Origin of the sequence: Pseudomonas sp. 273 (genome assembly GCF_029201425.1) — a bacterium.
Lineage (GTDB): Bacteria > Pseudomonadota > Gammaproteobacteria > Pseudomonadales > Pseudomonadaceae > Pseudomonas > Pseudomonas delhiensis.
Genome location: NZ_CP116775.1, coordinates 5,255,024 through 5,268,211, shown reverse-complemented (window position 1 = coordinate 5,268,211; position 13,188 = coordinate 5,255,024). Strand labels below are relative to the sequence as shown.

16 protein-coding genes are annotated in these 13,188 nt (G+C 67.9%); 5 read left to right on the top strand and 11 right to left on the bottom strand.

What is annotated here, in order from left to right; all coding sequences use genetic code 11:
• The first annotated feature begins 19 nt into the window (after positions 1-19).
• The 5 genes from PKO50_RS24015 to PKO50_RS23995 all read left to right on the top strand — a co-directional run bounded on the left by PKO50_RS24015 (position 20) and on the right by PKO50_RS23995 (position 5,304).
• Positions 20-1,030, top strand: a complete 1,011-nt coding sequence (locus tag PKO50_RS24015) for an OmpA family protein (protein WP_275627418.1) — start codon at positions 20-22, stop codon at positions 1,028-1,030.
• Between the two features lie 116 nt (positions 1,031-1,146).
• On the top strand, positions 1,147-2,364 hold the full coding sequence (locus tag PKO50_RS24010) for an argininosuccinate synthase (protein WP_109935145.1): 1,218 nt from the start codon (positions 1,147-1,149) through the stop codon (positions 2,362-2,364).
• Positions 2,365-2,460: 96 nt separating this feature from the next.
• Complete coding sequence (gloA, locus tag PKO50_RS24005) at positions 2,461-2,853, top strand: lactoylglutathione lyase (protein WP_109935146.1); 393 nt, start codon at positions 2,461-2,463, stop codon at positions 2,851-2,853.
• Between the two features lie 507 nt (positions 2,854-3,360).
• Entirely contained in the window at positions 3,361-4,287 is a 927-nt protein-coding gene (locus tag PKO50_RS24000) for a transporter (RefSeq protein ID WP_275627417.1), read from the top strand.
• A gap of 9 nt (positions 4,288-4,296) precedes the next feature.
• On the top strand, positions 4,297-5,304 hold the full coding sequence (locus tag PKO50_RS23995; protein ID WP_275627416.1) for an MBL fold metallo-hydrolase: 1,008 nt from the start codon (positions 4,297-4,299) through the stop codon (positions 5,302-5,304).
• A 76-nt stretch (positions 5,305-5,380) separates the two neighbouring features.
• Here PKO50_RS23995 and PKO50_RS23990 read toward each other — a convergent pair whose 3' ends face one another.
• The 11 genes from PKO50_RS23990 to PKO50_RS23940 form a co-directional block, all read right to left on the bottom strand.
• Positions 5,381-5,560: a hypothetical protein gene (locus PKO50_RS23990; RefSeq protein WP_275627415.1), complete on the bottom strand. Its 180-nt coding sequence runs from the start codon at positions 5,558-5,560 to the stop codon at positions 5,381-5,383.
• Between the two features lie 108 nt (positions 5,561-5,668).
• Entirely contained in the window at positions 5,669-6,307 is a 639-nt protein-coding gene (gene nth / locus PKO50_RS23985) for an endonuclease III (protein WP_275627414.1), read from the bottom strand.
• On the bottom strand, positions 6,304-7,011 hold the full coding sequence (locus PKO50_RS23980) for an electron transport complex subunit E (protein ID WP_275627413.1): 708 nt from the start codon (positions 7,009-7,011) through the stop codon (positions 6,304-6,306). Before PKO50_RS23980 ends, nth begins: the two co-directional genes overlap by 4 nt.
• Positions 7,004-7,648 carry an electron transport complex subunit RsxG gene (rsxG, locus tag PKO50_RS23975; RefSeq protein WP_275627412.1) on the bottom strand — a complete coding sequence of 215 codons (645 nt, stop codon included), beginning with the start codon at positions 7,646-7,648 and terminating at the stop codon, positions 7,004-7,006. Before rsxG ends, PKO50_RS23980 begins: the two co-directional genes overlap by 8 nt.
• 1 nt (position 7,649) lies before the next feature.
• The gene (locus PKO50_RS23970; RefSeq protein ID WP_275627411.1) at positions 7,650-8,687 is read right to left on the bottom strand and encodes an RnfABCDGE type electron transport complex subunit D; all 1,038 of its coding nucleotides are present in this window, start codon (positions 8,685-8,687) and stop codon (positions 7,650-7,652) included.
• A 3-nt stretch (positions 8,688-8,690) separates the two neighbouring features.
• Positions 8,691-10,988, bottom strand: coding sequence for an electron transport complex subunit RsxC (gene rsxC, locus PKO50_RS23965; RefSeq protein WP_275627410.1), 2,298 nt, complete (start codon positions 10,986-10,988; stop codon positions 8,691-8,693).
• Positions 10,985-11,551, bottom strand: coding sequence for an electron transport complex subunit RsxB (rsxB, locus tag PKO50_RS23960; protein ID WP_275627409.1), 567 nt, complete (start codon positions 11,549-11,551; stop codon positions 10,985-10,987). Before rsxB ends, rsxC begins: the two co-directional genes overlap by 4 nt.
• Positions 11,548-12,132 carry an electron transport complex subunit RsxA gene (gene rsxA / locus PKO50_RS23955; protein ID WP_109936033.1) on the bottom strand — a complete coding sequence of 195 codons (585 nt, stop codon included), beginning with the start codon at positions 12,130-12,132 and terminating at the stop codon, positions 11,548-11,550. The genes rsxB and rsxA overlap by 4 nt, the downstream gene beginning before the upstream one ends.
• Positions 12,133-12,169: 37 nt before the next feature.
• Positions 12,170-12,478, bottom strand: coding sequence for a CcdB family protein (locus tag PKO50_RS23950; RefSeq protein WP_256595956.1), 309 nt, complete (start codon positions 12,476-12,478; stop codon positions 12,170-12,172).
• The gene (locus tag PKO50_RS23945; protein WP_109936032.1) at positions 12,478-12,723 is read right to left on the bottom strand and encodes a type II toxin-antitoxin system CcdA family antitoxin; all 246 of its coding nucleotides are present in this window, start codon (positions 12,721-12,723) and stop codon (positions 12,478-12,480) included. The genes PKO50_RS23950 and PKO50_RS23945 overlap by 1 nt, the downstream gene beginning before the upstream one ends.
• A 66-nt stretch (positions 12,724-12,789) precedes the next feature.
• Complete coding sequence (locus tag PKO50_RS23940; RefSeq protein WP_109936031.1) at positions 12,790-13,179, bottom strand: DUF350 domain-containing protein; 390 nt, start codon at positions 13,177-13,179, stop codon at positions 12,790-12,792.
• Between the last annotated feature and the right edge of the window lie 9 nt (positions 13,180-13,188).

The following is a 13,188-nucleotide window of genomic DNA, read 5'->3' as shown; positions in this document are numbered from 1 at the left end:
GCATTACCCGGAGCCATCCGTGCGCCATTCCTACCTTCTCCTGCTCGGCCTGTGCGCCAGCGTGCCGGCCTGGGGGCTGACCTTCCAGACGCGCCTGGAGAACGCGCGCTGGACGGCGGCGGGCGATCAGTTCGAATGCCGCCTGTCGCAACAGGTGGATGGCTTCGGCGTCGGCGAGTTCGTCTGGCGCGCCGGCGAGCAGCCGACCTTCCGCCTCAAGCCGCAGCGCAACTGGGCCGGCAGCGGTTCGGCGACGCTCCTGGCGGCGGCGCCGCCGTGGCGGCCGACCCAGGTCGACATCGACCTGGGCCCGGTGGCCCTGGTCGCCGGCGAGGTGTCCTTCACCAGCAGCCAGCAGCAGGCCGGGCGCCTGCTCGACGGTGTGCTGGAAGGGCGCAGCCCCGAGGTGCGCCTGCGGGCGGCGGGTGGCCAGGACCTGCGGGTACGCCTGCTGGCGGCGCGTTTCGCCGATGGTTACGCGCAGCTGCAGGACTGCTCGACGAAGATGCTGCCGGTGAACTTCGACCAGGTGCGCCAGGCCCAGGTCGGCTTCCCCGGCGGCGGCGACGCCCTGGACGCCGTGGCCCGGGCCAAGCTGGACATCGTCCTGCAATACCTCAAGGCCGACCCGACGGTGAACCGCATCGAGCTGGACGGGCATTCCGACAACAGCGGCAACCGCCTGAGCAACCGCGACATCTCGCGGCGCCGTGCGCTGGCGGTGATGGAGTACCTGAAGGCCCACGGCGTGCCCGAGGAGCAGGTCACCGTGCGCTTCTACGGCGAGCGCTACCCGCTGGTGAAGAACAACTCCGAGGCCAACCGCGCGCGCAACCGCCGGGTGACCCTGCACCTGTCCCGCGAGGCGCTGCCGGAAACCCCGCCGGCGCCCACCGCCACGCCCAATGCGGCGCAGCCCGGCACCACGCCGCCCGAGGCCCCGGCGCCCGCCGCGCCGCAGGCCAAGGCCCCGGCCGGCAACGCCCCCGCCTCGGCGCCGCTGGGCCAGCCGAGCGCCCGCGGCGCCTAGTCGCACCCTCGATAGAATCTGTCGCTTTGTCGTCAAAAGCTGTCGCGCCTCTGTAATTTCCCAAAGCGCGGCAGTAGAATCGGGGGTTTTCGTGACAACCCCCGTGGAGTGATGGCATGGCGGACGTGAAGAAGGTAGTCCTGGCGTATTCCGGTGGCCTGGATACCTCGGTGATTCTGAAGTGGCTGCAGGATACTTATAACTGCGAAGTGGTGACCTTCACTGCCGATCTCGGCCAGGGCGAAGAGGTCGAGCCGGCCCGTGCCAAGGCGCGAGCCATGGGCGTCAAGGAAATCTACATCGATGACCTGCGCGAAGAGTTCGTCCGCGATTTCGTCTTCCCGATGTTCCGTGCCAACACCGTCTACGAAGGCGAGTACCTGCTGGGTACCTCCATCGCGCGCCCGCTGATCGCCAAGCGCCTGATCGAGATCGCCAACGAGACCGGCGCCGACGCCATCTCCCATGGCGCCACCGGCAAGGGCAACGACCAGGTGCGTTTCGAGCTGGGCGCCTACGCGCTCAAGCCGGGCGTCAAGGTCATCGCCCCCTGGCGCGAGTGGGACCTGCTGTCCCGCGAGAAGCTGATGGACTACGCCGAGAAGCACGAGATCCCGATCGAGCGCCACGGCAAGAAGAAGTCGCCGTACTCCATGGATGCCAACCTGCTGCACATCTCCTATGAGGGCGGCGTGCTGGAGGACACCTGGACCGAGCACGAAGAAGACATGTGGAAGTGGACCACCTCCCCGGAGAAGGCCCCCGACACCCCGACCTACATCGAGCTGACCTACCGCAAGGGCGACATCGTCGCCATCGACGGCAAGGAAATGACCCCGGCGCAGGTGCTGACCGAGCTGAACCGCATCGGCGGCATCAACGGCATCGGCCGCCTCGACATCGTCGAGAACCGCTACGTCGGCATGAAGTCCCGCGGCTGCTACGAGACCCCCGGCGGCACCATCATGCTCAAGGCCCACCGTGCCATCGAGTCGATCACCCTGGACCGCGAAGTCGCCCACCTGAAGGACGAGCTGATGCCGCGCTACGCCAAGCTGATCTACACCGGCTACTGGTGGAGCCCGGAGCGCGAGATGCTGCAGCAGATGATCGACGCCTCCCAGGAGTACGTGAACGGCGTGGTGCGCCTGAAGCTGTACAAGGGCAACGTCATCGTGGTCGGCCGCAAGTCCGACGACTCGCTGTTCGACGCCAACATCGCGACCTTCGAGGAAGACGGCGGCGCCTACAACCAGGCCGACGCCGCAGGCTTCATCAAGCTCAACGCGCTGCGCATGCGCATCGCCGCGAACAAGGGCCGCAAGCTGTTCTGATAAGCTTGCACCCCTGAGCCAGACGAACCCCGGCCACGAGCCGGGGTTCGTGTTTTAGAAGCCCGGAACAGGGCCTGATTGAGGAGTACGCACCCCATGAGACTGCTGCATACCATGCTGCGCGTCGGCGATATGGACAAGTCCATCGCCTTCTACACCGAAGTCCTGGGCATGACCCTGCTGCGCCGCAAGGACTACCCGGACGGCCAGTTCACCCTGGCCTTCGTCGGCTACGGCGCCGAGGACGAGAACAGCGTCATCGAGCTGACCTACAACTGGGGCGTGGACAAGTACGAGCTGGGCACCGGCTACGGCCACATCGCCCTGGAAGTGGACGACGTCTACAAGGCCTGCGAGGACATCCGCTCGCGCGGCGGCAAGATCACCCGCGAGCCGGGCCCGATGAAGCACGGCACCAGCATCCTGGCCTTCGTCGAGGACCCGGACGGCTATAAGGTCGAGCTGCTGTCGCCGCAGCGCAAGGACTGAGGTTACCCCTGGAGGCGAGCAGCCGGCCTCCGGCGCCAAGTTCGAGCCGCCTGGCCCCTTCGGCCAGGCGGCTTTTTCATGCCCGCCGCGGTGTTACCGAATGAACCAGGCATCGGTAGGGACCTGGGCATGGCCGCCCCACCTCGCACGTCGATTCATCCCCCTGTTCAGCATTGAAACGTCGAACCTTGGCCGGCGTATCGGCACTCGGCGAGTTTTTCATTCAACTGGCTGATTCCAAAGGTTTAATGCCTGAAACACGGATTTCCTGCCGAGCCCAATGAGCTGGCATGTCTTCTGCTATTTCCCCGGGGAAACATTGTTTCATGGGGGAAGTAGCTGAATCAGAGCCTTGCTCAGGGAGGAGCCGGGGGAGCGCTGCCAATGGCGCTCTATCGAATAGCCATTGCGGATTTCGAGCCTTCTTTGTGCCGTTCGTCGACATGACGATTGCGGTTGCGTGGAGGGCTTGGCCGAAGGCGACGAAGAACAAGAAAAGGAAGGGAAATGAAGGCGCCACTTTTTGCCTTGGGTGTCGTGGGCTACCTGTTGCAACAGCCGGTTCTGGCAAGGAACGTCGATCCGGTGAAGCTGCCGCCGGTCAATCTCGGCGGTGGTTTCTTCGCCGAGGGCCTGGCGAGGCCGGGGCACCACCTGATGTTTCAACAGAACTTCTATTCGGTTGAAAACATAAAGGACGGCTACGGAGAGGAAACACCCGGGGAAAAGAACAACCGAATAAGCACCAGCATTTTTCAATATGCGCTCAATACCTCGCAGAAGGTGTTTGGCGCCGAATACGGTTTCACGGTCAGGCTGCCCGTCATCCACTCGGACATCGATGTCGAAGGAGGAGCCAGGGGACGCGATTCCGGCGTGGGCGACATCACCCTGCGGCCGGTGAAGCTGACCTGGCGCGACATGCCGCTCGGCTCCGGGCGGCTCACCCTGCAGTCGATCTTGGCGCTGACCTTGCCGACCGGCGCCTATGACGCTAGGCAGCAGGTCAATGTCGGGAGCAACTACCTCTACCTGAACCCCATGTTCGCCGGCACCTACTTCAGTGGGCGCTGGAGCCACAGCTTCAACCTCGGGTATGTCTGGAGCGAGCGCAACGACGACCCCGTCGGCGGCCGGGCCCGGAGTGTCCAGCCCGGTGCGGCCATGAACCTGAGCCTGTCGAGCGGCTACCTGGTATCGGAGCGCCTCAGGCTGGGCCTGGCGGGCTACAGGCTGGAACAGTTGCGCGACGATCGCATCGACGGGCGCAGGGTCGGCCGCTCGAAGGAGTCCGTCTCCGCGCTCGGGCCGGCCTTCTCCTATTTCCATCGCCAGGCACGGCTGGGCTTCGGGGTGGCCTGGTACGAGGAGTTCGACGCCAGGAACCGGGGCCAGGGTACCCGGGTGATCGCCAATATCCACAAGGGTTTCTGAGGAGGGAGTATGAACAACAAGCTGATCCTGTTGTTGCTGTCGCTCTGTTGCCTCGGTTCGCCGAGCATCGCCGCGTCCCGGGACGAGGCTCCCCTCTACCGCAGTGTCGACCTGGGCCGGCTCATGGGCACGGGCAGGGACTACCAGACGCGCATCGTCTTCCTGGGAACCGGCAGCCCGATCCTCGAGCCGAACAAGGCCGGGCAATCGATCGCGATCGTGGTGAGGGACCAGGTCTACGTGTTCGATGCCGGGCATGGCAGCATGAACAACCTGTCCAGGTATGCGGACGGCAAGGTCTTCCCCGCGTGGAAGATGCCCACCGGGTACCCGGGCGCCGGCTACATGGACAAGCTGTTCCTGACGCACCTGGACAGCGACCATGTCCTCGATGTGCCGGCGTTTCTCCTGCGCTTCTGGATATACGGCCGCCAGGGACCGGCCAGGGTCCATGGCCCGCCGGGCACGGAGGCGCTGGTGCGTGGCGTGCTGGAGGGGAACAAGGCGTGGATAGACTATCGCCTGGCTTCGGCCAGGACGAGGAACAAGGCAGGCATCACCGTGGAAACCAGGGAGTTCTCGGCCCCCGGCCTGGTCTTCGCCGACGAGAACGTTCGCGTTTCCGCCTTCCAGGTCGTCCATGGCAGCTGGAGCTCCGACAGAACATACGGGTACAGGGTGGAAACCCCGGACCTGGTGATCGCCATCACCGGCGACTACTCGTACCGCTTGACCCCGGCACTGGAGGAGAAGCTGGCGGGCAGCGACATCGTCATCAGCGAAGTCATGAGCTCGGCGGGCACCGGGAAGCTTCCGGGGGAGTGGCGCGACTACATGCTCGATGCCCATACCACGGAAGCGCAGCTGGCGGCGCTGATGGCCAAGGTGAAACCCGGGCTGCTGATCGGCACCCACGTGCTGACGCACGGGGAGGCGCGCAGCGACCTGCTGTCTCGCTTGCAGGCACTGTACGGGGGAAACGTCGTGCTGGCTGAGGACAATATGGTCTTTCAATGAGCGCAGGTGCGCCGGACCCATGAGCCGGAAAAACGAAGCCCCGCCAAGTGCGGGGCTTTTTCATGCAGGGCAGGGCTCAGAGGTCGAAGTCGTAGTCCGACAACTGGCGCTGCAGGCGGCGCTCTTCGAGGTAGTTGTCGATGATGCGGCGCTTGGTCAGGTTGGTCTTGGCGACTTCGGCGGCAGCTTCGGCGCTGTCGTCGGCATCGTCGGTGCTCACTTCGTCTTCGAGCTCGAGATCTTCTTTATCGGCCATAACGATCACTCCAACTTGCGGGGTGTGCTTGGCGCCCCTTATAGCGACAAAGCTCGGGGCGGTAAAAAAGATTTTTTCAATGAGCGGCGATGCTTTTGACGATAGCACTCAATCGTCGGAAGTCTTGTGCTTGTACTCGCACAGGTCCTCGATCCGGCAGCTGCCGCACTGCGGCTTGCGCGCCTTGCAGACGTAGCGGCCATGCAGGATCAGCCAGTGGTGGGCGTCCAGCAGGTATTCCCTGGGCACGAACTTGAGCAGCTTGCGCTCCACTTCCAGGACGTTCTTGCCCGGCGCGATGTTGGTGCGGTTGGCGACGCGGAAGATGTGCGTGTCCACCGCCATGGCCAACTGGCGGAAGGCGGTGTTGAGCACGACGTTGGCGGTCTTGCGCCCCACGCCGGGCAGCGCCTCGAGGTCCTCGCGGTTCTCCGGGACCTTGCTGCCGTGCTTCTCGATGAGGATGCGGCAGGTCTCGATGACGTTTTTCGCCTTGCTGTTGTACAGGCCGATGGTCTTGATGTACTCCGACAGCCCGTCCACGCCCAGGGCGTAGATGGCTTCCGGGGTGTTGGCCACCGGGTAGAGCCTGGCCGTGGCCTTGTTCACCCCGACGTCGGTGGCCTGGGCGGACAGTATCACCGCGATCAGCAACTCGAAGGGCGAGTCGTAGGCCAGTTCGGTCTTGGGGTCGGGGTTGTCTTCTCGCAGACGGCGGAAAATCTCCGCGCGCTTGGCGGCATTCATTCGATCACTCCGGTCACGCGGACGCGCTGGCGCTCTGCGGCGGGTACGTTGCCCGCCTGCGCCTTGGCGCGTTCCGCCAGGCTTTCATCGATACGGTTCTTCAGGGCTATCAGCAGGCCCAGCAGCAGGAAGGCGCCGGGCGGCAGCACGGCGAGCAGGAAGCCCTGGTAGTCGGCTATCTGCAGCTTCCAGCCGGCGGCGGCCGGGCCGAACAGCAGGTTCATGTCGGCCAGCAGGGTGCCGTGGCCGATGAGTTCGCGCAAGGTGCCCAGCACCAGCAGTACCAGGGCGAAGCCGGCGCCGGTCATCAGGCCGTCGAAGGCCGAGCGGGCGATGCCGTTGCGCGCGGCGAAGGCCTCGGCGCGGCCGAGGATCACGCAGTTGGTGGTGATCAGCGGGATGAAGATGCCGAGGATCTGGTACAGCTCGAAGGTCCAGGCCTGCATCAGCAGCTCGATGCAGGTGGTCAGGGCGGCGATGATCAGCACGAACACCGGCAGCCGCACGGCTTCGCTGAGCCAGCGGCGGGTGGCCGAGATGGCGGCGTTGGAGCAGGCCAGCACGAAGATGGTCGCCAGCCCCAGGCCCAGGGCGTTGACCATGGAGTTGCTGGTGCCCAGCAGCGGGCACAGGCCCAGCAGCTGGACCAGGCCGGGGTTGTTCCGCCACAGGCCCTGGCGGGCGATCTCGCGGTAGCTATTCATGTGCCTCGCCTCCGGCCGCCGGCGCCAGCAGCTCGGTCTTGTGCGCGTCGAAGTACTGCAGCGCCTTGTGCGTGGCCTTGACCACGGCGCGCGGGGTGACGGTGGCGCCGGCGAACTGGTCGAACCGGCCGCCGTCCTTCTTCACCTTCCAGCCGGCCTCGCCGGGGTCGGCCAGGGAGCGCCCGTCGAAGCCGTGCAGCCAATCGCTCTTGGCCAGTTCGATCCTGTCGCCCAGGCCCGGGGTTTCCTTGTGCGCCACTACCCGCACGCCGAGCAGGCGGCCTTCGGCGCTGACGCCCACCAGCAGCTCGATGGCGCCGCTGTAGCCGTCCGGCGCCGTGGCCGGAAGTATGACGCCGGTGGCGCGGCCCTGCAGGCGGGCGACGAAGGCCTGGGCCGGCTGCGGCTTGCCCAGCAGCTTGGGCTCGAAGACCTCGACGGGGGCGTCCAGCGGGTGGTTGTCGTAGCTGCCCAGCGGCAGCAGCTCCAGCAGCAGGCGCCCGCGCGCCTCGCGCTGGGCCTGTTCGATGCGCGCCTGGGTGAACTGGTGGACCACCGCCACCAGGCCCACGCAGAGCACCGCGAAGGCCCCCAGCAGCAGGGCGTTCTTCAGCATGGAGCGGCGGCTGTCGGCCATCTCATTCCCCCAGCTTGAAGCCGCGCTTGGGCTTCTTGTGCCCGTAGCTGCGCGGGCGGGTGTAGTAGTCGATGGTCGGCGCTGCCAGGTTCATCAGCAGCACGGCGAAGGCCACGCCGTCGGGGTAGCCGCCCCAGGCGCGGATCACGTAGGTGATGATGCCCACGCCCAGGCCGAACACCAGGCGCCCGCGGTTGCTGGTGGCGCCGGAGACCGGGTCGGTGACGATGAAGAAGGCACCGAGCATGGCCGCCCCGCTGAACAGGTGGAACAGCGGCGAGCCGTGGGAATCCGAGCCCGAGCCGTTCCAGAACAGCAGGCTCATGACGAACAGGCCGCCGAGCATGCCCAGCGGCGCATGCCAGGTGAACAGCTTGCGCCAGAGCAGGTACAGGCCGCCGGCGAGGAAGGCCAGGTTGACCAGCTCCACGCCGTGCCCGCCGACATGGCCGAAGGCCGTGCTCTGCGTCACCAGCTCGTCGATGGTCAGGCTGTGGTTGTTCTTCAGCACGTCCAGCGCGGTGGCGCCGGCCCAGGCGTCCGGCGGCGGCGCGCCGAGACCGAGAATGCGCGAGAGGCCGTCGACCAGCCCCAGGCCGGCGTCGGGGCTGGGCCAGCGCGTCATTTCCAGGGGGAAGGACACCAGCACCACCACGTAGCCGAGCATCGCCGGGTTGAACGGGTTCTGCCCGAGGCCGCCGTACAGGTGCTTGCCGAACACCAGGGCGAAGGTGGTGGCCAGCAGGCTCAGCCACCAGGGCGCGTAGGGCGGCAGGGCCAGGGCCAGGAGCACGGCGGTGACCAGCGCGCTGCCGTCCTGGAGGAAGACCGCCAGCGGGCGCTTGCGCAGGTGCAGCATCAGCGCTTCGGTGCCCAGGGCCACGGCCGAGCACCAGAGCAGGTTGAACAGGGGGCCGACGCCGTACAGGGTGATCAGCGCCAGGGCGCCCGGCGCCAGCGCGGCGAGCACCTGCAGCATGACTTTCTGCGTGCGGTTGGCGCCGGTGGCGTGGGGTGAGGAAAAACGCGGCAGGGCCATGGGCTACTCCGTATCGCGCGCGGCCAGCGCGCTTTCCGCTGCCGCCAGGCGCTCGCGCGCGGCGGCCAGGCGGGCTTCGTCGGCGCCTTCGCGTTCGAGCTTCCTGAGGTCGGCGCGGGCGTAGGCCAGTTCGGTCTTGAGGGCGCGGGTGGCGGCGTCCACCGGGCGCTTGTCGATGCGCTGCAGGTCCGGCGCCGGCTTGCCGCTGGCGTCCTCGGCGGCGTGCAGCTGGCGCTCGGCCTCGGCCAGGGCTTCGCGCAGCAGGGCCAGCTGCGCTTCGCCGGCGCCGTCCTGCTCGGCTTTCCGAAGCTCGGCGCGGCGGGTGACCAGGGCGACCTTGGCCTTCTTCAGTTGCGCCATGCCGTCGCCGGCCGGTGCTGCCGCGGGTTCGGGCGTCGCCTGCAACTGCGCCAGGCGGCGCTCGGCCTGCTCGGCGGCTTCGCGCAGTTGGGCGAGGGTGGCCTGCTGCTGTTCGCCGGGCGCTTCGCCAAAGGCTTTCTCGGACTTCTTCAACTGGGCGCGGGCCATGGCGGCGTCGATCTTCGCTTTCTTCAGGGCTGCTTCGTCGCGGGCTTCCGGCACGGGGGCGGCGGGGGCCGGCCCGGCTTCGGCGGCCTCCAGGGCCAGGCGCGCCTGTTCGGCGGCCTGGCGCAGGGCCTCGACCTGGGCGCGCAGTTGCTCGGTGTCGTGGGCGGCCAGTTGCTTCTCGGCCTTCTGCAGGGCGACGCGGGCCATGCTGGCCTCGATCTTCAGCCGCTTGAGGTCGGCGCCGGCGTTGCCCACGGCCTTCTCCGCCTTCACGCGCTCGATGGCCGATTGCGGCGCTTCCGCCACCGGCGCGGCGGCCTGGGCCTCGCGGGCGCGGGCGGCGCGTTCCAGGCGGGCCTGGCGTTCCTCGGCCTTGCGCGCCTCCTCGTGGCGCAGGCGTTCCTGGCGGTGCTCGAAGCGCAGGCGCGAGTGTTCGGCCTTCTGCTGTTTCAGCTGCAGTTCGCGGATGTCCGCCTTGGCCGCGCGGTAGTACTGCACCAGCGGGATGCTGGAGGGGCAGACGTAGGCGCAGGCGCCGCACTCGATGCAGTCGAACAGGTTGTAGGCCTGCAGTTGCTCGTGGTCGTCGCCCCGGGCGAAGAAGTACAGCTGCTGCGGCAGCAGGCTGGCCGGGCAGGCCTGGGCGCAATCGCCGCAGCGTATGCACGGCAGGGCCGCGGGTGGCGCCGGCAGTTCCTCGGCGGTGGCGGCCAGCAGGCAGTTGGCGGTCTTGACCAGCGGGGCCTGCAGGTCGCCCAGGGTGACGCCCATCAGCGGGCCGCCCATGAGCAGGCGGCCGAGCCGGCCGTGGTCGAGGCCGGCGAAGTCCAGCAGTTCGCCGACCGGCGTGCCCAGCAGCGCCTCGACGTTCATCGGCCGCGCCAGGGCGGCCCCGGTCAGGGTGGTGATGCGCGAGATCAGCGGGCGGCCGAGGATCACCGCGTCGCGCAGCGCCACGACGGTGCCGACGTTGACGCAGACCATGCCGATGTCCGCCGGCAGCCCGCCGCTGGGCACCTCGCGGCCGCTGAGCAACTGGATCAGCTGGCGCTCGCCGCCGGAGGGGTACTTGGTCGGGACGACGCGCAGCTCGATGGCGCGCTCGCCGATGGCCTGGCGCAGGGCCTCGATGGCCTGCGGCTTGTCGTCCTCGATGCCGAGCAGCACCTGCTGCGGCTGCAGCAGGTGCATGAGAATCTCGATGCCTTCCACCAGTTCGGCGGCGCGTTCGCGCATCAGCATGTCGTCGGCGCTGATGTAGGGCTCGCACTCGGCGCCGTTGATCACCAGGGTGTGCAGGTCCTCGGCGGCGCGCGCGGCCAGCTTGGCGGCGGTGGGGAAGCCGGCACCGCCAAGCCCGGCGATGCCGGCCTGGCGGATGCGTTCCAGCAGGGCGGCGGGGCTTTCCTGGCGGTAGTTCGGGCTGGGTTGCAGCGGCGCCCACTCGTCACGGCCGTCGGCGTCGATGACGATGGCTTCGGCCAACAGGCCCGACGGGTGCGGGTAGGGCTGTTCGCCGATGGCCACCACGGTGCCGGAGGTCGGCGCATGCACGGCCGCGCTGATGGCGCTGCCGGGGCTGGCGATCATCTGGCCCTTGAGCACGCGCTCGCCAACGTCCACGCAGGGCAGGGCGGGCGCGCCGGTGTGCTGCTGCAGCGGCAGGACCAGGCGCTTGGGCAGCGGCGCCCGGACGATGGGGCCGGCGGTGGATTGCTGCTTGTGCGTCGGCAGGTGCAGGCCGCCGGGGAAGTCCCAGGCCTTGGCGTTCATGCGGCCTGCTCCCGGTCGCTGGCGATCAGCCGGGCAGCGGGCAGCGGCCATTTCCATTCGCGTACGCCGACCTGCAGGTCACGCATCTCGATGCAGTCCACCGGGCAGGGCTCCACGCACAGGTCGCAGCCGGTGCATTCGTCGGCGATCACCGTGTGCATCTGCCGCGCGGCGCCGACGATGGCGTCCACCGGGCAGGCCTGGATGCACTTGGTGCAACCGATGCACTCGGCCTCGCGGATGAAGGCCACCCGCGGCGGGGTTTGCGCCGGGGCGTCCAGGGGCGGCGCCTCGATGTCGAGCAGGTCGGCGAGGGCGGCGATGGTGGCCCTGCCGCCGGGCGGGCACTTGTTGATCGCGTCGCCCTGGGCGATGGCCTCGGCGTAGGGCTTGCAGCCGGCATAGCCGCACTGGCCGCACTGGGTTTGCGGCAGCAGGGCGTTGACCTGTTCGGCCACCGGGTCGCCCGCGACCCTGTAGCGCACCGCGGCGTAGCCGAGCAGGGCGCCGCTGGCCAGGCACAGGGCCAGCAGCACGCCGACCGCGAGCAGCACGGCAGTCATAGCTTGATCAGCCCGGTGAAGCCCATGAACGCCAGGGACATCAGCCCGGCGGTGATCATGCCGATGGCCGCGCCCTGGAAGGGCCCGGGCACGTCGGCGATGGCGATGCGCTCGCGCAGGGCGGCGAACAGCACCAGCACCAGGGAGAAGCCCAGGCCGGCGCCAAAGCCCTGCACGCTGGACTGCAGGAAGCCGTACTCGGGCTTGTTGGCATTGAGCAGGGCCACGCCGAGGACGATGCAGTTGGTGGTGATCAGCGGCAGGAAGATGCCGAGCACCCGGTACAGCAGCGGGCTGCTCTTCTTCACCAGCAGTTCGGTGAACTGCACCACCACGGCGATCACCAGGATGAAGCCGATGGTGCGCAGGTACTCCAGGTCCAGCGGCCGCAGCACGTAGCGCTGGAGGATGTAGCTGCAGATCGAGGCCAGTGTCAGCACGAAGGTGGTGGCCAGGGCCAGGCCGATGGCCGTCTCGATCTTGCGTGACACGCCCATGAACGGGCACAGGCCGAGGAACTGCACCAGCACGAAGTTGTTGACCAGGATGGCGCTGACCAGGATCAGGGCGAGTTCGGTCATGGCCGGGCGCCCGGGGCAGGGTAGAGCTTGCGCATGCTCAGATTCCCCTTGTCAGCAGGTCGATGGCGGCGACGATGTCCTGCCGCAGGTGCGCCAGGCTGCCCACCGCCTCGCCCAGGTCACGGCGGGCCACGCCGGCCATCTGCGGGGTGAGCAGCAGCAGCTTCTCGCCCTCCACCAGCACCTCGGGCATCAACCGGCTGATGCCGGCCAGGCCCTTGCCGCGGCTGAGCGGGATCACCACGCGGGTGTTCAGCGAGGCGAGCAGGTCGCTCTGCACGTCCAGCAGCAGCGGGATTTCCCCGCGGCCGCGCGGGCTGGGGTTGCGGTAGAGGTCGAACTGCATCAGAAGCTCCGCAGGTCGTCGCCGAAGACGCCGGCGTCTTCCACATGCTGATTGTAGGCGTCGATGGCCTCGCGGTTCTGTTCCAGCCAGCGTGCCTGCAGGCGCTCCCGGACCACTTCGGCCAGCGCTTCCTCCAGCACCGCCGAGAGGTTCACGTCCAGCTCGCGGGCCTGCTTCAGCAGGTCGCTGTTCAGGCTGAGGTTGGTGGCTTTCTTCGGGGCTTGGGGGTCGTAGGTCGTGTGCATGGGAATCTCCGCGTCGACATGCGCATAGGTTATGCGCATGTCGCCCCAGCGGCAATCGCCGGCGCTTCAGTAGACCATGCAGGCCGCGTTGAGCAGGCCCACGCTCAGCGAGCAGCCGCCGAGGAACACGCCGTGAGCCAGGGTGTCGTTGGCGATGCCGGCCTTGAGCTCCGGCACCAGGCGCGAGATACCCAGGTACACCAGGGCCTGCACCAGCATGGCCACCAGGCCCCAGAGCAGCATGTCGCGCAGGCCGACGCTGTTGGCGATGGCGCTGGCCAACGGCAGGGCGAAGCCGAGCAGGGCCCCGACCAGGGCAGTGGCGGCGCTCAGGTTGCCCTGGCGGATCAGGCGGATTTCCGCATAGGGCGTCAGGCGGATGTACAGGCTGGCGAACAGGCCGAACAGCGCCAGGGCGGCGGCCAGGTAGACGATGAAGTTGGGCAACAGGTCCATGGGATTCCC